This window comes from Fibrella forsythiae (genome assembly GCF_017353175.1).
GTDB lineage: Bacteria > Bacteroidota > Bacteroidia > Cytophagales > Spirosomataceae > Fibrella > Fibrella forsythiae.
Map to the genome: position 1 here is coordinate 857,149 of NZ_JAFMYW010000001.1, position 23,841 is coordinate 880,989.

Consider the following 23,841-nt stretch of genomic DNA (forward strand, 5'->3'; position numbering starts at 1 on the left):
TGTTTACCTCATAAAGGCCACCAGCGAGGTTTGATACGCGTCCGGTAGTCACTTTCCACACAGGCAACACAGGGATCGAGCGGGCCGGGTGGGATCACCGCTGGTTTCACTGCCGGTGACCCTTTTCCTGTAAGGCGATCTACGACGTACGGCACCTTCTGCGCACCCGACACGCTGAAATACCCGAAGACAAACTCACCGGCGTTGGTCAGTGACCGAATATTCCCCTTAACAGTGGCTGGTGCCGCGTCGAAGATGCCCCCATTGCTCACGGTCAGATTCTCGACCGACTTGTAGAACAGGTACGCCTCACGGCTGATGCTCAGTTGCTCGATTTCCAGGTAATACTTGCCGTATGAGGTGAATGGTACCCGCATGATTGGCTCTCGGCTGATCGAATTACCATTAATGGCTTCATCAGAAAGCGTATTGATGCAGTTGGGGCCCGTACAGGTGATCACATCCCAGCAGGTCTGGCAGCAGCTCTGCCCTGTTTCGGTCGTAACACCTCGTACAGTCTGTGTTTTAATGCCGCAATAAATAATCTGCTCAAAGTTGGTCCACCGCCAGCGGTAATAGTCGCCCGGCGTAGGCGAATCTCTGGTATCGATAAACACATCAAATCCACTGTCCAGACCACTGGCCGTTTCTTTCTGGCTGAACTCATCATATACCTTGTCGATTGGTGGAGCCGCCTTCAGTTTTTCGGCAGTCGACTCATATCGTTTGCCATCGGCCAGCGTTATGGTCAGCTTGTAGGTACGTCCCGCCTGCCCTTGATATGTGGTTGGCGTTCGGTAGATGCCAGCGGCCACTTCGATGAAATCCTGCTTCGCGCCAGTGTCATCCGTAACGGTCACTTTGGCGCCGGTAGCCCGCAGATTGACGGCTTTTGCGGTGTAATCGGCGGTGTATGACAGGCCAACCTGATAAGGGCCCGGCTGATCGGTGATGAATCCGTCTACAATCAGCACGGGCTGATCGAGCGATTTTAATTCTGGCTGATAGGGCGTTATACAACCGATGAGCCAGGTGTAGAGCAGCGTAAAAGCGATGTATCGGGCAAGGGTGCGAAGCGGGGAAAGAGGGGGTCGTTTCATGGATCAGGGAGTGTCCTGGGTTTCGGATTTCCCTAAAACCGAACGTTGTAGGTGAGCGATGGGAAAATAGTACCGAAAATCGACAGCTTGAAGGCGTCGGTCAGTTGCCGGGGGTCGAACTTATAGAAGACAGAATAGGCATTCTTATGGGCGTAGACATTATACACCGAGAAGTTCCAGCTCTGCTGCACCTTCCGTTTTTTGGCGGGGTCCTGCTCAAACAGCATCGAGAAATCGAGACGGTGATAATCGGGAATCCGCTCCTGATTCCGGTTAATGTAGATAGGCACCACCACGTTGTTGAGCCTGGCCCGACCATACGGCTGCGTAATTGGGCGACCCGTGCTATAGGTAAAATTGAGCGACATACTGAACCGCAGGCTGGGCCGGTAGGTGGCGGTTGCATTCAGCGTGTGGGGCTTATCGAAATTGGCCGGGTACGTTTGGCCGTTATTCACCTGTGCTTCAGGAAATGGACTGGTGATCGTCAGCAGGGTTCTGGAATAGGTGTAGCTCACCCAGCCTGTCCAGGCCCCTTTATTTTTGCGAACCAGCATCTCCAGCCCGTATGCCTGCCCTTTGCCCTGAAGCACATCGGTTTCCGGCGCGGCATTCCGCTGCAGATTGGCTCCGTCGCGGTAATCGATGGCATTCGTCAGCGTCTTGTAATAGACCTCTGCCGACGCTTCATACTCGTTTTGCTTGCCGTTCATAAAATACCCGGCCGACAGCTGGTCGGCGATCTGCGGCTTAATGTTGGCGTCGCTCAGTACCCAGCGCGACGTAGGCAGGGCGGCCGTTGTATTGGAGACCAGCTGAATGTATTGCCGAATGCGGTTATACCCAATTTTCACCGAACGCCCTTCGCCAACATTCACACGCAACGCCAAACGTGGCTCAAGCCCCCCTGAACTGTGGTAGATCGTACCGGCAGCATAAGGCGTTGTTGTGGTGGTGGTGCCGGGCAGGCGGGGCAGATCATTACCATAGGTACGTGCCGTTGCCGGGCCATCGTTCAGCAAGGTAGAGTAACGCAACCCAGCCAGCAGCGAGGTGCTTTCAGATACCTTCCACTCGTCTTGTGCGTAAGCCGCCAGTTCAAAAGCCCGTTCAGTTGGCAGGGCAAACGGCAACGCATTCGAAAACGGACCGGGCGTCAGTTTATTTGGCTGGATGTAATAATCGATACCACTGATACCAACCTGAACCGCATGCTTCTCATTAACCGCAATGCTCAGATCACTCTTGATCTGTTTGTGCATTACTTCCGCCACCAGACGAAACTGGTTGGCCGAGTCGGGAGCCGATGTTTCGGTCTTGTACTGGCTCCAGACCGCCGTGGTTGATAAATTCAGCCTGCTGTTGATCAGGTAGTTCCATTTAATAGTACCAGCCAGCGTCTGGTAATCGAACTGCGTCGACGAGGCATTTATCTCCACACCCGACAGCGAGTCAGACGGGAGTTTAAAGATATCGCGACCGTAATAACCCGTGCTGCTGATCGTGTGATTCTCCGAAAGCTGCCACTTCACTTTCGTGGTCAGATCATAAAAATTGGCCCTGGTACCATTCAAACTTGCGGGGCCAATACTGAACAGAAAATCGTTGAAAGACAGGCGGGTTGCCGCCAGCATGGTCAGTTTATTCTTGATAATCGGCCCTTCAACCCCCGCCCGGCTCGATACGATTCCGATACCGCCATACGCCGACCAGCGCTCCGTTTCGGGCTCTTTGATCTTAATATCCAGTACCGAAGAAGCCCGGCCGCCGTAACTGGGTGCAATACCTCCCCGGTGCAGGGTCAAATCGCGCACAATGTCGGGGTTGAATACTGAAAAGAAACCAAGCAGGTGACTGGTATTAAACAGCGGGGCATCATCCATCAACACCAGGTTCTGATCGATACTCCCGCCCCGTACGTTGATACCTGTTGCTCCTTCGCCAACAGACGTTACGCCCGGCAGCAGAAGCAGGCTCCGCACCACGTCTACCTCGCCCATAAAGGCAGGAATGCGCCGAATGTTTTTGATGCTTAACTGCGTAACGCCGAGTTCTACCTTTCTGATGTTCTTGTCGGGCGCTTCGGTCTGAACAACCACCTCTTCCAGGTATTTGGTATCTGTTCCAAGCTCAATATTGACTACCAGTTGCTTGGTTACGGCAAACGAAAGCACCTCTGTGACAAAGCCGATGTGCGAAATCCTGACGGAATAACGACCGTCAACAAGGGGGATAATAAAAAAGCCGTCTTTGCTGGTGACCGTGCCCGCCCGGGTTTCCTGCACAAAAATGGTAGCGCCCGAAATTGGCTCATTTGATCCAGCCTGTCGTACATAGCCAGTCAGCGCGTGGGTAGGTTTTGACTGACTATAGCCGGCAGTCATGCCTGCAAAAACTATAAGTATAAGTAACGTAGCGTAGCGCAGCATGCAGGGCGGTTGAGGAATACGTATTTCAAAGCAGCCCGAACTACAAAATTTACTATGAAAGCCAGGAATTGTAACTAAAAATTAACCAGCCGGTTAGCGGAACGAATTGGCCTACGCAGAACGGCCAATGTATAAATGCCTTTGATGCGTATATAGACTCAAAAAAAGGGCTACCCAAACAGGCAGCCCTTTCCATATTACTAACCTATGATAAACGTTTGAGAAGTCTGCAAGCGCCTGTGAGTGGCTTGGCTATCCAGACAAAACAGTCATGCCGGAAAATTATCCCCTGGCAACTCACGGAACGTACCTGTATGCCTGTCAACGCAGTTCTGTGATGGCTACCAGTGCTTTCCGTGTATACCGCTCAGCCAGCCAGTATACGGCGTAGGTGAAAAGTGGTGCCGCCACTACGTCGGCGGTGTAATGTACCCGCTGAACAAGCACGCCGACCCCAACGATGGCCGTCCCGATAAAGACCAGCCAGCGGTCGAGAGGCCGCACCAGGCAGAAAGCCATCAGGCAGATACTGGCCGTATGACCGGAAAAGAACAGGTCTTTCGTAATGAATTTTGCGCCGTAGAAATAGTTGCTGAGCGGGTCGCGCAATTCGATTAACCCGACGGGCGGATCAAGGGGCGTCAGGCCGATGCTGATGATGCGGGAAATAAACAGAAAGGCATACGCCCAGATAAACCGCAGGTACATGGCCGGCGATTTTTGTACCCGATAAATCAGCAGCAGGGCGGCGCCCCATAAGCTCAGAAAAACGGCCAGTGATACATCATGTCGGGGCAGCGCGTTCAACACAACATCATTGAGCAGTATGCCGTCACGGGCTTCGATTTTCGCTAAATACCACGGCCAGATAGACAATAGCGCACACACCAGCAGCAGTCCGCCAATCGCCATTCGCCGAAAAACGGGTTGTTGCCAGGCTTCCCGCCAGCGTACCGAGTGGGCATCGCTGATCAGGGTGTCTTTGAGAGGTTCAGTCATAAGGGGCTGCAAAGATACGCCAACAATAAAAAGCCCGGCAATCAGAACGCACTGTCTGACTGCCGGGCCTGCTTAATCTTATTGGTTGGCTTACCGCTGCCGCGATTTCAGTTGCTGTTGCAGCGCCTTGATTTCTTTCTGTTGCTGAATGAGGTGCAGCGTCAGTTCTTCGTTTTTCTGTACGAGCGTAGTCAGCAGTTTGGTGAGTTCAACCCCTTTGTCGGCCATTTCGGCAGCGGCAGGAATACCTGGCAGATGCCCGTTTTTCTGTATGTACTGCTCTACCTCGCTCAATGGCTGAAGGGCGTAATTTTTTGTGAATACATAATCCGCCCACTGGCTGGCAGTCTGAGTACGGACCACCAACTGGTTTGTGTTCAGCTGACTGGCCAGCACCACATCTCCTTTGTCTGACAGGGTCAGGAACTTTTCGGCAACCAGTTTCTGGGCGGGCGACTTCGCAGTCAGGTTGGTAAACCGCAGACCGCTCTGATTTTCGGTGCGGGCTGTCAGCTCCAGCAGGCTTTGTGGTGATGAATTACCGATACCAACATTGACGCCGTTGCCCAAAATAAGCGCATTGCTGCTTAGCACCCGGGCGTTTGCTCCGATAGCCGTTGCATTCGATAACCCTTTGCCGGTGCTGCTGGCGTTGAAGCCCAGGTACGTATTGTTGTCGCCATCTCCATCCAGCGGGCCGGCCCCCACCCCAACGCCGCTGTTTCCACGACCACCGCGCAGGCTTTGCCCGGCATTGAAGCCCATGAATACGTTATCGCTGCCATCGGTATTATTCTTGCCTGATTCAAAGCCAACAAACGTATTGTTTGAACCGGTGGTGTTTGGGTAGCCGGCTTTCAGGCCCATAAACGTGTTGCGCGCACCGGAGGTGTTGCCCTGACCTGCCTGGCTGCCCAAAAAAGTGTTGGCCGATGCTCCGCTGGCAATTGAGGTACTCTGACCGACGTAGAGGTTCGACGTACCATTGTCAGAACTAATGGCGATTGGTGTATTATCGGGCACCACGATCTGACTTTGGGCGACGACCGATGTTGCTGACAGGGAGCCTAATAAGAGAAATGTAGCAGTGAGTTTCATAGACGAGCTAAGAGGAGTAGACGATGAGGCAATATACTAGATTTTAACCTGATCAGCGATTCTCTTGATTAATCGCTGATTTATACTCAGCAGTCCGGTCTTCTCTTATTCTGGTGAACGTACCTGCGTATCGCAACCAGGCAACCCGATTTAGGGTTGATCGTATGTGAGCTTCACATCAGAAATAACCCAGTATGACAACGCCCGAACAAGCCGTATCAGCCATTCAGAGTGGCAATCGTGTTTTTATTCATAGTGTCGCGCAGACACCCCACGTGCTCATTCAGGCCATGGTAGACCAGGCAGACCGTCTCCGCGACGTGGAAATCTGCCACATCCATACCGAAGGGAAGCTACCGTATCTGGAGCCCCGGTATGAAGGCATTTTCAAACCCAATTCTTTTTTCATTGGGGCCAATATGCGGCGGCAGCTTGCCCAGGGGATCGGCGACTACGTACCTGTTTTCCTGAGCGAAATTCCGTTACTATTCAGCCGGAAGATCCTGCCCATCGACGTTGCCCTCATTCAGGTATCACCACCCGATGCACACGGGTACTGCTCGCTGGGGCCATCGGTCGATGTATCGCTGGCGGCAATCCGGGCGGCCAAATACGTCATTGCGCAGGTCAATCCGCGTGTGCCACGTACCCACGGCGACGGGCTGATTCCCTACTCCATGCTACACGCTGCCATCGAAGTTGATGCGCCGATGTATGAGGTACTTCCCGGCGCCATCGATGCAACAGACCGTAAGATTGGCCAACACGTTGCCAGCCTGGTGGAAGACGGAGCCACACTTCAACTGGGTATCGGTGGCATTCCCAATGCTACGCTGGCCGAACTGATCCACCATAAGGGCCTCGGTATTCACACCGAGATGTTTACCGACGGCATTATTGATCTGGTTGAACGGGGCGTGATCACAGGCGAACACAAAACGGTTCTCCCCTACCGGATCGTGTCGAGCTTTGTCATGGGCAGTCAGCGCATCTACGACTTCATTCACGACAACCCGGCTGTAGCGATGAAACAGGCGAACTTCTCGAACGATACCGCCATTATCCGCCGGAATCCGAAGGTAACGGCGATCAATTCGGCCATCGAAATAGACCTGACGGGCCAGGTGTGTGCCGACACCATTGGCACTATGCAATATTCGGGCGTGGGTGGTCAGATGGACTTTGTGCGGGGCGCGGCGCTCTCCGAGGGCGGCAAGCCCATTATAGCCCTACCCTCCGTAACCAGCAAAGGATTGAGCAAAATTGTACCTTTTCTGAAAGAAGGTGCCGGCGTAACCACCACGCGTGCGCATGTACATTACGTGGTAACCGAGTGGGGCATTGCCGATCTGTTTGGCCGAAACCTCCGGCAGCGCGCCCGGTTACTCATCAACATTGCCCACCCCGACCACCGCGACGAACTGGAGCGGCAGGCTTATGAACGGTTTGGCCGATTGGGATAGGTACTCTAACCCGTACTGACCGACGGAGTCGACAACGCACCCGCAGGAATTCGGGTGCGTTGTCGATGCTGCTCATCAACAAAAAGGGGCGGATCAGGGGCGTTCACAACGCACCACAACCGCCAGCTAGTGAGCGCATTACAGCCAGAATCCGTATGCTACTGAAAGAATAAGCCTCCCTGAAGGTGCCGTACAGCAGGTACGACTTTGGGTGCTGCCGGTTGAATTAACCGAACTTTAACTGGTCTATCGGGTAGCGCATTAAACGTAGCGGGCAGCAGGTAATCTAACCTGCAAATTGAGCGAAAGCCCACTATACTGATGAAAGCGATGAAGATAACACTGGTTGCGGCCGGCCTGCTGGCGGGAATAACGTCTGTAAGTTTTGCGCAGTACGGGCCAGGGCACACCCAGGCGACTTCCAACGGGAACGGCTGTTTACCCAACTATCCCAACGGATACGGACAGTACCTGAACGGCTATGGTCAGAGTTACCCGAACGGCTATAACAACGGCAACGGGCAATACCCTGGCAACTACGGGCAGACTTATCCGAACGGGTATGTGCAGTACCCAACCGGTTATGGTGCCTATACTCAGTATGGGCAGCCTTACCCGCCTCAGCCACAGGTCATTGTTATACCTCCCCGGGTGGTCATTAGCCCACCTCCGGTTGTCTACGGCCCTCCAGCGGTTGTGGTTCGGCCAGCTCTTCCTTATGGATATGGCTACGGTGGCGGATTCAGCCATCACGGCGGAGGATTTGGCGGTCGGAGCGGCCGTCGCTGGTAGGCAATTTTGTTCGTCCAACACTAACTCATTTCTACGACAATGAACGCAGTAAAAAGTCTGTCTGTGCTGCTGAGTGGCGCACTGATCATCTTGATGGCTAGTTGTGGACCATCGTATCTGAGTACCGGGGTTGGCTATAGCCAGCCGCCTTACTATGGCGGCTACGGGTATGCCCGCCGTCCGGTAATTGTGGCACCGCCCGTTGTGGTGCGTCCCCGCTACTACGCTCCGCCACCCCGTGCCTATTACCCCGGCGCCCGTGGCCGGTCATACGGTGGCGGCTGGTCGAGAGGCCGACGCTAACCCGGTCGTGTCGGTACGCCCTTCTGATGCCCATCCGGGCATCGGAAGGGCCTTTATTTTGGTTTATTAACCCGGTAGCACCCCTATGTAAGTGGGTTTACAGAGCTGACTATATGCGGTTGAAGTAGGGAAACTTCGGGATCTTCTTCTGGGTACGTACCCGGAAGGCTGCCTGCTCATACAGGAACATACGGGCAACCGCAACAACCTGCTTTTACCATGAAGTTTACCCTGTTTGCCTGGCTGGCATTTCTGCTCATTTCCATTCTTTCGCCTGTTTTTGCGCAGCAGTCCGGCAAGGGGGATCGGCTTACCGGGCTACAGTTTGCCACGCGTAGCCCGGTTCTGGGTCAGCATGGTATGGTTGCTACCAGTCACCCGCTGGCCACCCAAATCGGGCTCGATGTATTGAAAAAGGGCGGTACTGCTGTCGACGCAGCCATTGCCGCTAATGCTGCGCTGGGCGTCATCGAACCAAACAATGGTGGAATCGGCGGTGATCTGTTTGCCCTTGTCTGGTCGGCAAAAGATAAAAAGCTGTATGGGCTGAACGCCAGCGGCCGATCGCCAAAGGGCCTTACGTACGATAGCCTCCTCACCCGGTTAGGTACGCGTCAACAGCTTCCGCTCTATGGTCCATTGTCAGTCTCGGTGCCCGGAGCAGTAGATGGCTGGTTTCAACTCCATCAGCGGTTCGGCAGACTCCCCATGCGCACGCTCCTGGCTCCGGGCATCCGGTGTGCCAGAGACGGCGTGCCGGTTCCACAGGTGATCGCCTTCTCCTGGCAGATAGCCGCCCGCCGACTGGCAGCCAACCAAACCGATATCACTGAATTCAACAACTTCAGGCAGACGTTTCTCGTCAACGGACAAGCACCCACAGAGGGCCAACTGTTCCGTAACCCTGACTTGGCACGTACCTACGAACTGATTGCTGCAGGCGGGCGCCATGCATTCTATAACGGACCGCTGGCCGACGTTATGGATAAGTATGCTCGCCGGACCGGGCTGTTTCTCCGGAAAGCCGATCTGGCCGCCCACCAAAGTACGTGGGTTGAGCCAGTCTCTGTCAACTACCGTGGCTACGACGTCTGGGAGCTTCCGCCAAACGGACAGGGTATTTCGGTCTTGCAAATGCTCAACATTGTGGAGGGTTTCGACCTGAAAAAGCTGGGGCATAACAGTGCCGATTACCTGCACCTGCTGATAGAAGCCAAGAAGCTGGCGTTCGAAGATCGGGCCCGATTCTATGCTGACCCCGCTTTTGCGAAAGTACCCGTGAGCTGGCTTCTTTCTAAAGAGTATGCCGCCCAGCGTCGTAAACTGATTGACCCGGCAAAAGCGTCAGAACATCTTGATGCGGGCACTCCGGCTCTGCGCGCAGGCGATACCGTTTACCTGACCGTGGCCGACGCCGAGGGGAACATGGTATCGCTGATTCAAAGCAATATGCTGGAGTTTGGCAGCGGCATGGTGCCCGACAAACTGGGTTTCGTTTTCCACAACCGGGGCACCAGCTTCAGCCTGCAACGCGGCCATGCCAACGTATACGCCCCCGGTAAACGGCCGTTCAACACCATCATTCCGGGATTCGTGACAACGAACGGGCAACCCTTTCTGAGCTTTGGGGTCATGGGCGGCGCCATGCAACCGCAGGGACACCTTCAGGTCATCTGCAACATCATCGATTTTGGCATGAACGTACAGGAAGCGGGCGACGCGGCCCGGTTTAGCCATGCCGGCAGCAGTGAACCCATCGGCACCACCATGACCGACGGCGGCCGAGTAGCCCTCGAAAGCGGTATACGCACCGGCGTTAGCACTGAACTGGAACGGCGCGGACACCACCTGGCCGAGACTGACTTTTTTGGGGGGTATCAGGCCATCCAGCGTGATATACTGAATCGAATCTACCGGGGTGCCAGCGAAATGCGAAAAGATGGTCAGGCGGCAGGTTACTGAGGTCCGCGCCATGGTCAACCCGTTCGTTATCAGTCTGTAGACGGAGATGATCTGTCCTCAAAAACCAGCCCGAACTGGTGACGATTTACAGTTGATGCGTGTTTATTCTATAGGTGCTTAAAGCCGCAGCGCGGCAAAAACCGTAAATCGTCCTAAACAAACACATAGCATGCGATTCATTCATATCTTTCTTTTTGGCTGTTTCCTGATTGGTAGCGCCGCACAGGCACAGGGCGACGAGTCAGCCCCGGCCACATTGCCAAAATTGAAACCTGGCGAAGCCGTAGCCACCTTTGCAGGCGGTTGCTTCTGGGCGCAGGAAGAAGGATTCGATCAACTTCGAGGTGTTCGGGAGGTTGTTTCAGGCTACTCGGGTGGTAACGTACCCAACCCCACCTATCAGCAGGTAGGCACCGACCAGACTGGCCATGCCGAATCAGTACAGGTGTATTATGATCCTAAAGTGATCAGCTACGATGAGTTGCTGACGGCTTTTTTCGCGGGTCACGATCCGACCACGCTTAACCGCCAGGGCCCCGACCGGGGGCGTGATTACCGGTCGGTTGCTTTCTACCGCACGCCTGCCGAGAAACAGGCAATCCTGGCCGCCATTCAGCGTACCAACGCCTCAAAGCATTATCCCAATCCGGTGGTGACAGAAGTAGTACCATTCAGCGTTTTTTACCCCGCCGAAAAGTATCATCAGAACTACTGCAAACTACACCCCGAGCAACCCTACATTCAAGGTGTCTCGATGCCTAAAGTCGAAAAACTCCGCCATGCCATGCAGGGCAAGCTGAAAAAAGAAGGCGTTTAATAACAGGTTTTATTACGCATAAAAGCCCCGGCTATACCATATTTAGCCGGGGCTTTTATGCGTAATAAAACGTCTACTGATTTGTTCCACAGTCACTAAATAAGTCAGTGAGCCTTGTGAGTGATTGAATGAAACAGGGCTACTCCGTACGAATTTCCCATTCTCGTAGGTATCTGCTTTCATAACTAAATAATCACCAGATACTGAACTTACAAATCTGTTACGATTAGGCTGACAATACGGAAACTAAATAAATTTCAGGCAAAAAGTAGTGCAAACAAACCAATAGTTTATACTTAATCAGTTCGTGATGGTAAAGCTCTGAAACTGTCGAACCCGCCTAACTGCCTCATCTATCGGTTTGAACTGCGTCTCATACATACAGTTTGAGTTGTACGCAGCTTTAAGGTACGGGTAAAACTCGTTTTGCTGTTGAATACCAGCATGCCAGACAATAAACCAGGCTTTATAGGACAGCGATTTTTCGCCTTTTTTTACATCGCAAGGCCAGCCATCAAGCTTGATTATCTTCCGCAATAGTGCCTGATTTACAGCGTCATTTGTAACCATTAAACCTACATAATGCTTTGCCTCAGCGCTTTCTGACGTCGCCCCTATTTTGTTCAGGCTTTTCCGAAACATCTGGTCAACCTCAACTATTTTTTCGATCAGCTTATTGCGCTCTTTCAGAGAAAGTGCAGCAACATTGAGCGATGAGTCCAGTACAGGTACGTACCGACGCTGAAGAGGGTACACGTCAGCAAATGTTTTAACTATTTTTTGCGCAAACGCGAACGTACCTGGTATAGCATTCAACAAAAGAGCGATAAGAAAATTGGCACACGCTTTCCCAGTTTTAGTCATTGCCAGTTCGTTTTTTTCGCCGAGTCCTCTTTCTCCTCGACAAATAATTTTCTCAGCGTGCCACTTCAATTTTATATTTCTTACCCTTCATCTTCTCGTTTTGAATCCGACTAAGCAGGTCAGCCACTTTATCACGACGGACGGAGGCGAACGAAATAAAATCACCAACTTCAATGCGGCCAAGGTCATCTTTAGCCAGTTGCCCTTTCTGGCCAAAGAAGCCGACAATGTCGATTTTGTTGATCTTGTTCTTTTTACCCCCACTAATATACATGGTTGTGTAGTCAGGTGGTGCGGGTAAACCCGGCGTTTGAGCAGGTAATGGGAACGCTTCGAGATTTTCGGGCATATAGAACGGACCGGTTTCGCCCTGAGGCAGCATCACGTAAGCCGTACCCGACGCATGCATCCGGGCGGTACGTCCGTTGCGGTGGGTGAACTCGGTTTCGTGTGTCGGCAACTCGTAGTGGATCACGTGTTTCATGTCGGGTATATCGAGCCCCCGCGCCGCCAGATCCGTCGTGATCAGGTACGTTACGCTCCCCCCCCGGAACCGGATCAGTGCCCGTTCGCGATCGGCCTGTTCCAGAGCACCGTGATAGGCGATGCTGTATAACCCTTTGCTGTTCAGCCAGCTACTGAGCTGTTCAACGGTGTCGCGGAGGTTACAGAAGATCAGCGCCGATTCGGAACCAAGCGTGCAGAGCAGGCGAAACAGCGTGGCCCGATCGTCGGGACCGTCGGTGTATACAACCTTCAGTTCGAGGGCGCCCGGTTTGGTTTCATCGGCCTCAAACGTCAATTGGGTAGGATTGTGCAGTTCAATAAAATCGGGAATGGCAATGCCTGAAGTGGCCGACACGAGCACCCTTGTTTTCAGATTTGTCAGCTTTTCAACGATATACCCCATCTCATCGTGGAAACCCAGCGTCAGCGACTTATCGAATTCATCGAGCACCAGCGTGTGAATGCCGCGGGTATCGAACGTGCGGCGCGTGAGGTGGTCGGCAATGCGGCCGGGTGTACCGATCAGCAGGGCGGGTGGGTTCCTCAGGTTCTTCACTTCCGTTTCTACCGGATGGCCGCCGTAACAAACGTTTACCTTGAAGCCCGTAGCCATATTCCGCCATACCTGCTCGATCTGCATGGCCAGTTCGCGCGAGGGCACCAGTACCAGGCACTGTACTTTACCAGTATCGGCCTGCAGCAATGACAGTACCGGCAGGAGAAAGCCCAGCGTTTTGCCAGAGCCGGTGGGTGCCCTCAGAAAGGTATCTGTGCCGGGTAAAATAGCTTGTTCAGCAGCCGTCTGCATCGGGTTCAGCGCCTCAATGCCGAGCGCAGCAAGAACGTGGTCGAATCCACGCGGGGTACCTGATTCATTCATGCCGTAAAAGTACAGCTTATCCGGCCTATACACGTCTCGCTGGCCTCCTTTGAAACCTTATAGGGTACGTTTAAGCTTCTATCTATCTACGGGGTATCCGGATGCCTTCCGGGATTACCGTACCTTTGCGGACTACTTGATGCTATTGCCATGACATTTGACGACCTCAATCTCAACAAACCGTTGCTCAACGCCCTGAATGACCTGGGCCTGACCACCCCCACGCCCATTCAGGAACGGGTTTTTTCGGTGGTCATGTCGGGGCGCGATGTCTGCGGCATTGCCCAGACGGGTACGGGTAAAACAATCGCCTATCTCCTGCCCTGCCTGCGTCAGTATCAGTATGCGAAGGAACGTACCCCGCAGATGGTTGTGCTGGTACCCACACGTGAGCTGGTGGTGCAAGTGGTTGAGACCGTCAAAGCACTGACGACCTACATGAATCTGACCGTGGTGGGAGTCTACGGTGGCGTTAATCTGAAACCGCAACTAGCCGAGGTACAGCAAGGTGCCGATCTGCTGGTTGCTACGCCCGGCCGCCTGGTCGATCTGTTGACGTCTGGTGCCGTGAAGATGAAAACGGTGAAGAAACTGGTGATCGATGAGGTCGACGAAATGCTGAATCTGGGTTTCCGGGCGCAGCTTAAAATCATCCTCGATCTGTTGCCGCCCAAACGGCAAAACCTGCTCTTTTCAGCCACCATCACACCCGACGTTGAACTGCTGATCGAAACGTTCTTCACCAGCCCTGTTCGGGTTGAAGCGGCACCTGTTGGCACACCACTGACGGGTATTTCGCAGATGGCATATCCTCTGCCGAACTTCAACACGAAAATAAACCTGCTCCAATTACTGCTGGAACGCGACGAAACCATGAATCGCGTGCTGGTCTTCGTATCCACCAAGGCCTTCGCCGATCTGCTGTTCGACGAAATTTCGGAACGCTTTCCCGAGAAAGTTGGTGTCATTCACTCCAACAAAGCGCAGGCCAAGCGGTTCGAGGCCGTTAACCAGTTCCACGACGGCACCATCCGCGTACTGATCGCCACCGACATTGTGGCGCGGGGAATCGACGTGGCCAACGTGTCGCACGTCATTAATTTCGACTTACCCGAAGAGCCGGAAAGCTACATTCACCGGATTGGCCGTACGGGCCGGGCCGACAAGAAAGGGATCGCTATTGCGTTCATTACGGATGCGGAGCAGGATCGCCAGACGGCCATTGAAACGCTGATGAACTACCCCATCCCGATGGTTCCCGTACCGGCCGATCTGCTCATTTCGCCCGTCTTGCTCGAGGAAGAGAAACCGAAGGTGAACATGAAGACGATTACCGTTAAAACGGTGAAACGGGATGAGGTTGGCCCGGCTTTTCATGAGAAATCGGCGAAAAACCAGAAAGTTAACGTCCGCCGTGATTATGCCGCCGAGAAAATGCTGAAGTACGGACGGCCCATCAAACGCAGCGGCAAAAAATAACGTCCCCCTTAATCCTATGCAATTTTCTGACCTCGGCTTGTCGAAGCCACTGCTGACCATCATTACGGAACAGGCGTATGCAACGCCCTACCCGATTCAGCAGGAGGCTATCCCGGCTATTCTGGTTGGAAAAGACGTACTGGGCATTGCCCGGACGGGCTCTGGTAAAACAGCCAGCTATGTACTTCCTATTCTCGAACGGCTACAACGTCAGCGGGCGTTGGTGCGCAGTTCGGTGAGTCACCGGGTGCTGGTGCTGGTGCCAACCCGTGAACTGGCCGCGCAGGTAGCCACTGTATTTCAGACATTTGGCGCTGACCTGCCGCGCCGCATCAAGACGGTGGCAGTGTTTGGCGGCGTATCGGCCAATCCGCAAATGATCGCCGTTCGCGGGGCCGACGTGCTGGTGGCCACCCCCGGTCGCCTGCTCGACCTGGTCGCGCAGAACGCCGTTAAGCTGTCGGGTATAGAGACGCTGGTGCTTGATGAAGCCGACAAAATTCTGGAACTGGGCTTTGCCGACGAAATGAAACAGGTATTCGACCTGCTTCCCGGCCACAGACAAACGGTGCTTTTCTCGGCCACCCTCGGCGACGCCATCCAGGACATTGGCGCGTCGGTACTGCGCAAACCCATTACGATCGAGATCGAGGAAGCGGAGAAATCCATTGATCAGATTCAACAAACGGCGTACCGCGTCACGCCCGAGCGGAAAAGTGCGCTGCTTCGCTACCTCATTAAATCCGGCAAGCTGAAGCAGGTACTGATCTTTGTTTCAACCACCCGAACAGCCGATAATCTGGTGGCCAAGCTGGCTAAAAACGGCATTCAGGCGGTGGCCATGCACGGGCATAAAACACAGGGCGCACGAACGGAAGCACTGGCGAAATTCAAATCGGGCCAGATACCCGTGCTGGTTGCCACTGATCTACTGGCGCGCGGAATTGACATTCAGTTTCTGCCGCACGTGATCAACTTCGAGCTTCCCCGCTCACCCAAAGATTATATTCACCGCATTGGTCGCACAGGCCGGGCCGATGCCTCTGGCGAAGCCATTTCGCTGATCACGCCCGAGGATGAACACCATTTCGGAGTTATCCAGAAGAAGATGGGCAAGCGTGTCGGGATGATCGAATCCGCTGCATTGCAACTGACGGGATACTAGCCGTTCTGGCCAGTACAGACTCGATAAAATAGGTCAACACCAAACAAACAGGCGATCTGAGGGCTTCTGAATAGACAAACCTACTGGTATGCTTCCGCAGCTTTCGCTGAAAGCCGGATCGCTGCCAACAAACGTCTATGAAAACGCTGGTCCATGTAGTACTCCTGCTCTTGATAAGCTGGCTCTCAGTGGCCCAAACCAAGCCGGTATCAACTACGCCTTCGGCGGTGGCCTCGGTCATTGAAGGAGTTACCGGCAAGCAGTTTATCCCCGATACCGTTTACGCCGCCCTCACCGACGAAGACGAAGCCCTGCTGGCCAAACAGTCGGCCGCGAATTGGGATTTACCGCGCGAAAACGGGAAATACGTCATGTATTCAAACCTGATCGTCGGCACCCGGTCGTATCAACTGCTCATCACGAAGCTGCCGAAAGACGAACTGGCCACGGCCCAACTGATCCGGTACGAAACGCCAACTTCGAAGCCCGCCCCCATCGCCCGTGGTAAGCTGAAGCCCAAATTGGCTGAAAAACCTAAATGAGTGAATGTCGGATTTGGGATGTTGCATAAACAGCGCAACTGGTATGCTGCAGGATATCACATCAGCGCAATACAGGTGCAGTCAGCGCCGGGCACCGTTATTCACTCATCAAGCTTCCACCATTCCAAACAACGTACCCAGCATTCGTGAAAACTCGTTCTGGAATGGCGCTTCAATCATGACGTGTTCGCCGGTATCGGGCCGCGTGAACTGGATCTGTCGGGCGTGGAGCAGCATCGTGTTCATATTGAATTGCTCCAGAAAAAGCTTGTTCTGCTTGTTACAGCCGTGTGGCCGATCGCCGATGATCGGGTGAAAAATATGCGCCATGTGCTTCCGAAGCTGGTGCATCCGGCCCGTCGCGGGCGTTAGTTCGACCAGCGAATAGCGCGACGTTTCATGCTTGCCGAATGGCACGGGTACCTCGGCACGTTCAAGCGTTTTTAAGGCAGTGAAGGCATCCTGCAACGTACCTGGCTTACCGTTGCCATCGTCGCGCCGGAGCGGATAGTCGATGTCTAACTGGTCGGGGGTGTAGCCGCGCACGATGGCCAGGTACGTCTTGTGTACTTGCCCTTCCGCAAATTGCTGTTGCATGGCTGAATTCAGGGCCTCCGTGAGGGCAAAAAGCAATACGCCGCCCGTTTTCCGATCGAGCCGATGGACGGGATACACCCGCTGTCCCAGTTGATCGCGCAGCAACTGAACGGCAAACTCACTGGCATCGGCCGCTATAAATGATCGGTGCACCAGCAGGCCGTGCGGCTTATTGATTGCCACCAGCCCATCGGCCTGATACAGAATAGGTAACGCAGCCATTCAGTTGGGGAAACCGGGGTCAGTCTTTACTTCTTCGATCTGTTTCCGGTGCCGTTCGCCATGCGACGCCAGGAGCAACACGGCCTGAAACGCATCTAACGTACCCAGAAACGGATGGTCGAAATAGTGGGTTCTGAAGTCTTCCGTTGCCGCCCGAACATAGGCGATCTCGGCGGCGCGCTGCTCCTCAAAAATGGCCAATGCCGATTCAACATCGCCGTAGCGCCCGGTCGGTACAAACGCCAGCGGAGCCGGTGTTGCAGTTCCCCGGCTCCGAACTGCTTTGATGACAAACACATCAGACAGTTTCACATCGGTCCGTTTCGAGTCATCTGCCGGCACAGCCATCCCTTTCTGAAGCGACATGAAGATGCCCCGATCAACCAGCGCAATATGTTCAGTGCATTCAGCAATTGACCATCGGTCCGGGGCTGGTTTGTACTGCTGCTGTGCCGTTGATAAACCAGCCAGTGTTTGCCTGAGGCTGTCGCGTGTGGCTATGAGCAGTTCAATGGCGTAGGTACGTTCCGCGTCGGTAATGGGGCCGGAAACGGTCGACGGGTGTTTTTCTTCCATAGGAACGAATGTACAGGAATCGGCAGCACCGGCAAAATCAAAACTACCGACTGCCCAACCGTGTTACCTGTATCAGGTCTTTTACCATCCCCCCCCCCTCCCATGCCCCGTCACGCCTTACGGCCACTCTGCCTGTTTCTTTTTCTGTCAACCCTCCTGTCCATCAACAGCTCCGGCATTTCGATCACCAGTGAACGAATCAGGAATATTCCCTACAAGGTCCAGACAGCACCCGGTTTCAGCGCCGAGAAAAACGTGCTGGATGTGTATCGGCCCAACAGAAAAGCAGACAAACCCTTTCCGGTCGTTGTGTTCATTCACGGCGGCAACTGGAACAGCGGCAGCAAAAACATCTACTGGTTCATTGGTCGCCGGTTGGCTAAACAGGGCGTTGTGGCCGTCATAATCAGCTACCGGCTGTCGCCAGCCGTACAGGTACCCGCCATGGCCGACGATTGTGCGCAGGCCGTTGCCTGGACCAGCCAGCACATTGCCGAATACGGCGGCGACCCCAACCGAATCTACGTAATGGGCCATTCGGCCGGTGGCGGACTGGCCGCCTTGCTGGCCACCAACGATGCCCTGTTCGCGAACGTTGGCCTCATGAAAAACCCGGTTAAAGGTGCCATCCTGGATGATCCCGCAGGAATCAATATGTATGATTACCTGAAGAAGATGGAATTTCCCGGCGATAAACAATACCTGACCTCGTTCGGAACAGCACCCGATGGCTGGCGGGCAATGTCGCCGCTGTTCCAGGTGAAAGCAGACACGCCACCGATGCTTCTGTACACAGGTGAGAAGACCTACCCAAGCATTATATCCGGAACGAAAGCCCTGCACGACAAACTGCAGTCGCTGGGGATCAACAGCCGCTACACGGTCATTCCGGGCAAGGAACACGTGCCCATGGTGAAGCAGCTCTTCTGGAAACGGAACATCATCTACCGGGAGGCAATCGCTTTTATGGCTTCTGGCCCGTTACTTGGCCTTACCGGCGCCCAAACTGCACGCTGTAGCCCAGGTATGGGTATGCGTTGAATTTGGTTTGCCACGAGTAATAGCCGTAGTAACTGCTGTAGATGTAGCGATTGACGGCCGATAGCACCCCAATATCGAAGGCATGATGCCGACGGTGAATACGAAGGGCGGCAGCTAAACGGGCAAACGGCGACGAAAAAGACGTAACCAGTTTGATCGAATTATCGCTCACAAATGACAGCGAAGGACTCAGGTATTGCCGGACCCCGATCGTCAGGGCGCCTTCGTTGAGTAGCGCCGCATTCTGGTCGCCCAGCTTAAACGTATAACCGAGCGTCACGTTACTGATCTGGTCACCGATCGATAGTTGTGCCTGGCCCAAAAACGATGTTCTCATTGTGGGTGCGTACTCCGGATATTGCAGATGCGTCCGCAGCTCCGCCCCAACCCGAACTTTCCGCCCAATGGGTATACCGATCCGCGTGTAGATCTGCGTACCAAAATCTGAATTGGTGTAGATGGCATCATTTATAAGAACCGATGAGGCATACAAACTGGTAATCAGCGGATTGTATACTATCCCCAGGCTCCAGCCATTGGTAATACCAAGCTCCAGTTCATTCCGGATCAGGTTTGTATTCCGGTAATAGACTTGCCCGGACCGAGGCGTATAGGCCGTATGGCTGTTGAGCAAATACGGCGACCCGGCCGGTACGTTACCGTCAGGGCCGGACAATGTACCGGTCGGTAACGTACCGGCCTCGGTATCCGTGCTGAGCACATCGCCCGGGTCAATGTAGCTCAGCGTTCCGTTCTGCTGGCGCACCACGATGGCCAACGGTGTTCGCTTGATAACCCGGCCCGTAACAGTGGCCCCGTCTCTGAGGCTAAACGAGCTGATCGTTTCACCGGGCTGATCAGGGCGCTGTGGCATGATGTCGCTCCGCCGAACAATCTGATAGGTTTCCAGGTACGTCAGGTCGCCGTTTCGTTTGCGAACAACCACCATACTGCTGTCCTGTTTTATTACGCGCCCCGACACGATTGTACTGTCGATCAGCACGAAATGGAGAACCGGTGTTTGTTTGCCAGATTGACCAGGCTGAGCCAGCAGAGTTTGCAGACTACCCAGCAGAAGAAGAGTCAGTAAAGTTTTCACACGTCAGCGAGTTCAGGAATTATGACAGCAAGTTAGTAATTCAATCGGGCCAGTCTAGTGATACAAGCCCATTTTTAACTATCCTTTCCTGGACTCAAAACTCAGCTATTCCGTTGGAAAACGAGGGTAAAATCGTTCACCTGATGGCCTGCTGTATCACGCTGTCTGTCTTTGCGAGCCGGGTTGCTTTCGCACTGTGGCGCATGCTTCGTGAGACAGGCCTGCCTCGCAAAGCCAAACAGCATGATACAGCTCAGCTTATTCCGCTACTAGTCGGAGCACACGGCCCGGGCCCTCTACAGAGACATAAATGCTGCCATCGGGGGCCTGCTTCACATTACGAATGCGGTTTCCTTCCAGTAACTTCGACTCCCGAACAACCTGATTGCCAGACAACTCCAGCCGACTCAGGTACGTTAAGGCAAGCCCACCCACCAGCAAATTACCTTTCCAGCTTTTGAACGAATCGCTGGTGATGAAGGCCAGCCCACAAGGGCCAATGGAGGGCGTCCAGGTGTAGATCGGGTTTTCAATGCCGGTCATTGTCGGACTGGCCGATATGGTTGTTCCGTCATAATTGATTCCGTAGGATACAAGCGGCCAGCCATAGTTTTTACCTTTTTGGATGATGTTTACCTCATCGCCCCCTTTGGCGCTGTGCTCACTTTCCCACAGATCACCCGTTGTTGGATTCAGGATCAGCCCCTGCGGATTCCGGTGACCATAGGAGAACACCGTCGTTGGGGCGGTGTTGCCAGGCAACACCGGGTTATCGGCAGGAACGGCACCCGCATCGGTCATTCGGTGCACTTTCCCCCATTCCGTCTGTACATTCTGCGCGTTCTTGTTTGGCGACGAAGCCCCACCGTAGGTCGATGGGCCACCTTCACCAATGCTCAGATACAGGAATCCATTCCGGTCAAATTCGATCCGGCTGCCGTAGTGTCCTTTCCATTGGTTTGTGGCCGACGCCCGGAAGATCGTTTGCAGGTCGGTCAGTGCAGTGCCCGTTATCTTGAACCGGATCAGATTGAGTTGGGTGTTCGTTGTACCGGTTGCCGACGCGGCGTAGGAGGCGTAGATCCATCCGGTAGCGGCATAATTAGGGTGTACACGAATGTCCAGCAAGCCGCCCTGCCCCTGGGTGCTGATGTCTGCGGGCAAGCCAGTTAGCTGCGTCACGGTTTCGCCCGAGCGACGGTATAGCCGACCGCGTTTTTCACCAAAAATCAGATCGCCGTTGGGCAGAAAATCCATACCCCAGATGATTTCGTAGCCGGTCAGCACAGTCTGGGTACGTATCGTCGGTGTTTGCGTCGAGAGGGTATCGCCCCCGGCATCAACCAGGTCGGTTTGCTTACAGGAAGTCAGATTCAGGATAGCAACGGCGCATACGGCCGCCAGAATTGATGCGTAGTTCATACGTCGAGTTGTTTGTTCTTGTTAACAGAACGAGGCTCCCCGTCACATTGTTGGCAGGCCGGTGACCGGATTATCCCTGTCTTGCCGTTCCAGTTCAGCGCAACAGGGATCACTGTTGCCTAAAATCTGCCGATTTTCCGAAACCTATGCAGGCCCGGCTGACTTATAGGTCTATGGCAGATCATATCAGAACAGCCCTCGTAACGGGGGGATCAAAAGGCATTGGCTACGGTGTGGCCGAAGCCCTTATTAAATCAGGCGTGAAAGTGGCTATTACCAGCCGCTCACAGGAGGCCGCCGATAAGGCCGCTCAACAACTCAATGAAATCAGGGAAGGTTATGCCATCGGTATGGCTGCCGACGTACGCAATCTGGCCTCGCAGCAGGCGGTAGTTGATGCCGTTGTCCAGCAGTGGGAACGGCTCGATTACGTCATTGCGAACGCGGGTGTGGGTCATTTTGCCCCGATTCAGGAACTGACGCCTGAACAATGGCAGGAAACCATCGACATTAACCTGACAGGCGTATTCAACTCCGTGAAAGCGAGCCTTGCCGAGTTGAAGAAGACAGAGGGCTATTTTATCAGCATTGCCAGTCTGGCTGGCACCAATTTCTTCGAGAAAGGGTCGGCCTATAATGCTAGCAAATTTGGCCTGGTCGGTTTCTCACAGGCCATCATGCTCGACCTGCGCAGCGAAGGCATCAAGGTCAGCACAATCATGCCCGGCTCGGTCGCTACCGAATTCGCCGACCACACCCCGTCTGAGGCCGACGCCTGGAAAATTCAGCCTGAAGACATCGGTAAACTAGTGATCGACCTTCTCAGCATGCACCCCCGCACACTCCCCAGCAAAATCGAGGTACGGCCCACCATTCCGGGCGGGAAGAAGTAGGTATCGAGTGTCGGGGGCTCCGCCAGCCTGCCTTGCCGGTGACTGGCGAAGCCCCCTACATGCTTACCTGATCGCCACCACCTGATAGGCTTCTTCTCCTTTCATGGTACGGAGAGGAACAATATCACCAATGCGTTTGCCCTGCATGGCTTTGGCAATGGGGGCGGTAAAGGCAATCAGTCCGTTGGCCGCATCGGCTTCGTCAACGCCAACGATGGTCAGCTGACGGTCGGGGCCGACTTTTGGGCGCAGGGTTACCGCCGCCCCAAATCGGATTTCGTGCGGTGGCTGAGCACCCGGATTCACAACCTGCGCGCTCCGAATACGTTGATGCAACGCACCTACCTTCCCGTTGATGAGGGCGAGTTGCCGGGTACGTTCAGTCTCGTCTGCTTCCGTGCGCTGCACCTGTGCGTGTTCGGCATCCAGTTCGGCCAGTTCAGCCCGTAACAGGGTCAATCCACGGGGTGTAACGTAGTTGGCGACACCCGGCGGCAGCGGTGCCCGCGCCGGAATCACGACCGGGTCATCTGCCGATTCGTTTTTAAGAAATGCACGACTCATCGTATCGGGTTTAGTGTCCTGTGTTGCTGCCGGATGCTTGCTTCAGCTTTAGCTTCTTCTGCTAAACTCACAATGCGGCCCATCTGCTTTTAACCATGAGGGAACGCGCTTCAGGCAGTTGCCCGCAGGCTGGAAACAAGACAAAGGAGCCTATCGTGTTGAGCCTACAGGCGCTGTTCAGATGAACCGCAGCCAGTAAAGCGCCACACGATAGGCTCCCTTGTTTAAAAACGAACGCGTCGTTCCGGTTTATTTCCGGCCTCCGAAGAAACGAAGCAGATACAGGAACAGATTGACAAAATCCAGATAAAGGCGCAGGGCACCCATAATGGCTCCTTTGCGGTCCGACTCGGCATCGGTATTGCCAACGGCGTTTGATTCCTTGATCTTTTGCGTATCGTAGGCAGTTAACCCCGTGAAGATCAGCACACCCAGGAAGCTGGTAATCCAGCTTACCACATCATTCTGCAGGAACAGGTTCACCACCGACGCGATGATCAGGCCAATCAAGCCCATCATCAGCAGACTTCCCATACGGGTCAGGTCTGTTTTGGTGAAATACCCGTAGACGCTCATCGCCCCAAACGTAAGGGCTGTGATAAAAAAGGTCGACGCAATGGACGTACCTGTATAGATCAGGAAAATACACGCCATGGTCAGGCCGTTGAGCGCTGAATAAACAATGAACAGGGCCGTAGCCTGTAACGCCGTCAGCCGGTTGATCATCGTAGACAGCCCCATCACCATCAGCAGTTCGCCAATGAGCAGGCCGTAGAAAATGATCCGGTTGCCGAAGATCAGTTCCAGCATCGTTTCCGACGACGCCGTAAAAATAGACACCACAGCGGTGATCAGCAGGGCGACACTCATCCAGCCGTAGACCTGCGTCATGAAGGCTGCCTGTTCCCGTTCAACATCTTCGGGCGTAATGTATCTCGATTGTACTCTAGGCTGATTCTGATTGGTCATGTGGGATTTGGTTAGCGTTACCTCTACAACATAATTTCCGACGAAATTGACGGAATTA

22 protein-coding genes are annotated in these 23,841 nt (G+C 54.1%); 10 read left to right on the forward strand and 12 right to left on the reverse strand.

Going from position 1 to position 23,841, the window contains the following annotated elements; all coding sequences use genetic code 11:
* Positions 1–8 precede the first annotated feature (8 nt).
* The 4 genes from J2I46_RS04110 to J2I46_RS04125 form a co-directional block, all read right to left on the reverse strand.
* A complete protein-coding gene (locus tag J2I46_RS04110) occupies positions 9–1,100 on the reverse strand; it encodes a DUF4249 domain-containing protein (RefSeq protein WP_207327654.1) in 1,092 nt (363 codons plus the stop codon).
* A gap of 32 nt (positions 1,101–1,132) precedes the next feature.
* Positions 1,133–3,484 (reverse strand): TonB-dependent receptor, encoded by a 2,352-nt coding sequence (locus tag J2I46_RS04115; protein ID WP_229379481.1) that lies wholly within the window; start codon positions 3,482–3,484, stop codon positions 1,133–1,135.
* A gap of 366 nt (positions 3,485–3,850) precedes the next feature.
* Positions 3,851–4,528, reverse strand: coding sequence for a phosphatase PAP2-related protein (locus J2I46_RS04120; protein ID WP_207327656.1), 678 nt, complete (start codon positions 4,526–4,528; stop codon positions 3,851–3,853).
* 90 nt (positions 4,529–4,618) lie between these two features.
* Entirely contained in the window at positions 4,619–5,626 is a 1,008-nt protein-coding gene (locus J2I46_RS04125; protein ID WP_207327657.1) for a hypothetical protein, read from the reverse strand.
* Between the two features lie 194 nt (positions 5,627–5,820).
* Here J2I46_RS04125 and J2I46_RS04130 point away from each other — a divergent pair, with 194 nt between their 5' ends.
* The 5 genes from J2I46_RS04130 (at position 5,821) to msrA (ending at position 10,963) form a co-directional block, all read left to right on the forward strand.
* Entirely contained in the window at positions 5,821–7,089 is a 1,269-nt protein-coding gene (locus tag J2I46_RS04130) for an acetyl-CoA hydrolase/transferase family protein (RefSeq protein WP_207327658.1), read from the forward strand.
* A gap of 330 nt (positions 7,090–7,419) precedes the next feature.
* Positions 7,420–7,881 (forward strand): hypothetical protein, encoded by a 462-nt coding sequence (locus tag J2I46_RS04135; protein WP_207327659.1) that lies wholly within the window; start codon positions 7,420–7,422, stop codon positions 7,879–7,881.
* A 39-nt stretch (positions 7,882–7,920) separates the two neighbouring features.
* Positions 7,921–8,184, forward strand: coding sequence for a hypothetical protein (locus tag J2I46_RS04140; protein ID WP_207327660.1), 264 nt, complete (start codon positions 7,921–7,923; stop codon positions 8,182–8,184).
* Between the two features lie 219 nt (positions 8,185–8,403).
* Complete coding sequence (gene ggt / locus J2I46_RS04145) at positions 8,404–10,146, forward strand: gamma-glutamyltransferase (RefSeq protein ID WP_207327661.1); 1,743 nt, start codon at positions 8,404–8,406, stop codon at positions 10,144–10,146.
* 169 nt (positions 10,147–10,315) lie between these two features.
* A complete protein-coding gene (msrA, locus tag J2I46_RS04150) occupies positions 10,316–10,963 on the forward strand; it encodes a peptide-methionine (S)-S-oxide reductase MsrA (RefSeq protein WP_207327662.1) in 648 nt (215 codons plus the stop codon).
* A gap of 300 nt (positions 10,964–11,263) precedes the next feature.
* On the opposite strand, the gene J2I46_RS04155 is transcribed toward msrA, so the two are convergent.
* Together J2I46_RS04155 and J2I46_RS04160 are read right to left on the reverse strand one after the other, a co-directional pair.
* Entirely contained in the window at positions 11,264–11,896 is a 633-nt protein-coding gene (locus J2I46_RS04155) for a hypothetical protein (RefSeq protein WP_207327663.1), read from the reverse strand.
* Positions 11,880–13,214 (reverse strand): DEAD/DEAH box helicase, encoded by a 1,335-nt coding sequence (locus tag J2I46_RS04160; protein ID WP_207327664.1) that lies wholly within the window; start codon positions 13,212–13,214, stop codon positions 11,880–11,882. Before J2I46_RS04160 ends, J2I46_RS04155 begins: the two co-directional genes overlap by 17 nt.
* A 150-nt stretch (positions 13,215–13,364) precedes the next feature.
* On the opposite strand from J2I46_RS04160, the gene J2I46_RS04165 reads away from it, so the two are divergent.
* The 3 genes from J2I46_RS04165 to J2I46_RS04175 all read left to right on the forward strand — a co-directional run bounded on the left by J2I46_RS04165 (position 13,365) and on the right by J2I46_RS04175 (position 16,400).
* A complete protein-coding gene (locus J2I46_RS04165) occupies positions 13,365–14,693 on the forward strand; it encodes a DEAD/DEAH box helicase (protein WP_207327665.1) in 1,329 nt (442 codons plus the stop codon).
* Positions 14,694–14,709: 16 nt separating this feature from the next.
* Positions 14,710–15,858, forward strand: a complete 1,149-nt coding sequence (locus J2I46_RS04170) for a DEAD/DEAH box helicase (RefSeq protein ID WP_207327666.1) — start codon at positions 14,710–14,712, stop codon at positions 15,856–15,858.
* Between the two features lie 137 nt (positions 15,859–15,995).
* Entirely contained in the window at positions 15,996–16,400 is a 405-nt protein-coding gene (locus tag J2I46_RS04175) for a hypothetical protein (protein WP_207327667.1), read from the forward strand.
* A 108-nt stretch (positions 16,401–16,508) separates the two neighbouring features.
* Here J2I46_RS04175 and J2I46_RS04180 read toward each other — a convergent pair whose 3' ends face one another.
* Positions 16,509–17,219, reverse strand: a complete 711-nt coding sequence (locus tag J2I46_RS04180) for a pseudouridine synthase (protein WP_207327668.1) — start codon at positions 17,217–17,219, stop codon at positions 16,509–16,511.
* Positions 17,220–17,795, reverse strand: coding sequence for a DinB family protein (locus J2I46_RS04185; RefSeq protein WP_207327669.1), 576 nt, complete (start codon positions 17,793–17,795; stop codon positions 17,220–17,222). It lies immediately after the preceding gene.
* A gap of 102 nt (positions 17,796–17,897) precedes the next feature.
* Here J2I46_RS04185 and J2I46_RS04190 point away from each other — a divergent pair, with 102 nt between their 5' ends.
* The gene (locus J2I46_RS04190) at positions 17,898–18,836 is read left to right on the forward strand and encodes an alpha/beta hydrolase (protein WP_207327670.1); all 939 of its coding nucleotides are present in this window, start codon (positions 17,898–17,900) and stop codon (positions 18,834–18,836) included.
* On the opposite strand, the gene J2I46_RS04195 is transcribed toward J2I46_RS04190, so the two are convergent.
* Positions 18,787–19,935, reverse strand: coding sequence for a hypothetical protein (locus tag J2I46_RS04195; protein ID WP_207327671.1), 1,149 nt, complete (start codon positions 19,933–19,935; stop codon positions 18,787–18,789). The genes J2I46_RS04190 and J2I46_RS04195 overlap by 50 nt on opposite strands.
* A gap of 258 nt (positions 19,936–20,193) precedes the next feature.
* Positions 20,194–21,357, reverse strand: coding sequence for a PQQ-dependent sugar dehydrogenase (locus J2I46_RS04200; RefSeq protein WP_207327672.1), 1,164 nt, complete (start codon positions 21,355–21,357; stop codon positions 20,194–20,196).
* A gap of 173 nt (positions 21,358–21,530) precedes the next feature.
* On the opposite strand from J2I46_RS04200, the gene J2I46_RS04205 reads away from it, so the two are divergent.
* Entirely contained in the window at positions 21,531–22,250 is a 720-nt protein-coding gene (locus J2I46_RS04205) for an SDR family oxidoreductase (protein ID WP_207327673.1), read from the forward strand.
* A gap of 63 nt (positions 22,251–22,313) precedes the next feature.
* On the opposite strand, the gene J2I46_RS04210 is transcribed toward J2I46_RS04205, so the two are convergent.
* Together J2I46_RS04210 and J2I46_RS04215 are read right to left on the reverse strand one after the other, a co-directional pair.
* Complete coding sequence (locus tag J2I46_RS04210) at positions 22,314–22,814, reverse strand: GreA/GreB family elongation factor (RefSeq protein WP_207327674.1); 501 nt, start codon at positions 22,812–22,814, stop codon at positions 22,314–22,316.
* 249 nt (positions 22,815–23,063) lie between these two features.
* Positions 23,064–23,783 carry a Bax inhibitor-1/YccA family protein gene (locus J2I46_RS04215; RefSeq protein WP_207327675.1) on the reverse strand — a complete coding sequence of 240 codons (720 nt, stop codon included), beginning with the start codon at positions 23,781–23,783 and terminating at the stop codon, positions 23,064–23,066.
* Positions 23,784–23,841: the final 58 nt, after the last annotated feature.

Excerpts from the sequence above, each read along its gene's own strand:
- J2I46_RS04110 (WP_207327654.1), bottom strand. The coding sequence starts at position 1,100 with ATGAAACGACCCCCTCTTTCCCCGCTTCGCACCCTTGCCCGATACATC.
- J2I46_RS04115 (WP_229379481.1), bottom strand. The coding sequence starts at position 3,484 with ATGACTGCCGGCTATAGTCAGTCAAAACCTACCCACGCGCTGACTGGC.
- J2I46_RS04120 (WP_207327656.1), bottom strand. The coding sequence starts at position 4,528 with ATGACTGAACCTCTCAAAGACACCCTGATCAGCGATGCCCACTCGGTA.
- J2I46_RS04125 (WP_207327657.1), bottom strand. The coding sequence starts at position 5,626 with ATGAAACTCACTGCTACATTTCTCTTATTAGGCTCCCTGTCAGCAACA.
- J2I46_RS04130 (WP_207327658.1), top strand. The coding sequence starts at position 5,821 with ATGACAACGCCCGAACAAGCCGTATCAGCCATTCAGAGTGGCAATCGT.
- J2I46_RS04135 (WP_207327659.1), top strand. The coding sequence starts at position 7,420 with ATGAAGATAACACTGGTTGCGGCCGGCCTGCTGGCGGGAATAACGTCT.
- J2I46_RS04140 (WP_207327660.1), top strand. The coding sequence starts at position 7,921 with ATGAACGCAGTAAAAAGTCTGTCTGTGCTGCTGAGTGGCGCACTGATC.
- ggt (WP_207327661.1), top strand. The coding sequence starts at position 8,404 with ATGAAGTTTACCCTGTTTGCCTGGCTGGCATTTCTGCTCATTTCCATT.
- msrA (WP_207327662.1), top strand. The coding sequence starts at position 10,316 with ATGCGATTCATTCATATCTTTCTTTTTGGCTGTTTCCTGATTGGTAGC.
- J2I46_RS04160 (WP_207327664.1), bottom strand. The coding sequence starts at position 13,214 with ATGAATGAATCAGGTACCCCGCGTGGATTCGACCACGTTCTTGCTGCG.
- J2I46_RS04165 (WP_207327665.1), top strand. The coding sequence starts at position 13,365 with ATGACATTTGACGACCTCAATCTCAACAAACCGTTGCTCAACGCCCTG.
- J2I46_RS04170 (WP_207327666.1), top strand. The coding sequence starts at position 14,710 with ATGCAATTTTCTGACCTCGGCTTGTCGAAGCCACTGCTGACCATCATT.
- J2I46_RS04175 (WP_207327667.1), top strand. The coding sequence starts at position 15,996 with ATGAAAACGCTGGTCCATGTAGTACTCCTGCTCTTGATAAGCTGGCTC.
- J2I46_RS04180 (WP_207327668.1), bottom strand. The coding sequence starts at position 17,219 with ATGGCTGCGTTACCTATTCTGTATCAGGCCGATGGGCTGGTGGCAATC.
- J2I46_RS04185 (WP_207327669.1), bottom strand. The coding sequence starts at position 17,795 with ATGGAAGAAAAACACCCGTCGACCGTTTCCGGCCCCATTACCGACGCG.
- J2I46_RS04190 (WP_207327670.1), top strand. The coding sequence starts at position 17,898 with ATGCCCCGTCACGCCTTACGGCCACTCTGCCTGTTTCTTTTTCTGTCA.
- J2I46_RS04200 (WP_207327672.1), bottom strand. The coding sequence starts at position 21,357 with ATGAACTACGCATCAATTCTGGCGGCCGTATGCGCCGTTGCTATCCTG.
- J2I46_RS04205 (WP_207327673.1), top strand. The coding sequence starts at position 21,531 with ATGGCAGATCATATCAGAACAGCCCTCGTAACGGGGGGATCAAAAGGC.
- J2I46_RS04210 (WP_207327674.1), bottom strand. The coding sequence starts at position 22,814 with ATGAGTCGTGCATTTCTTAAAAACGAATCGGCAGATGACCCGGTCGTG.
- J2I46_RS04215 (WP_207327675.1), bottom strand. The coding sequence starts at position 23,783 with ATGACCAATCAGAATCAGCCTAGAGTACAATCGAGATACATTACGCCC.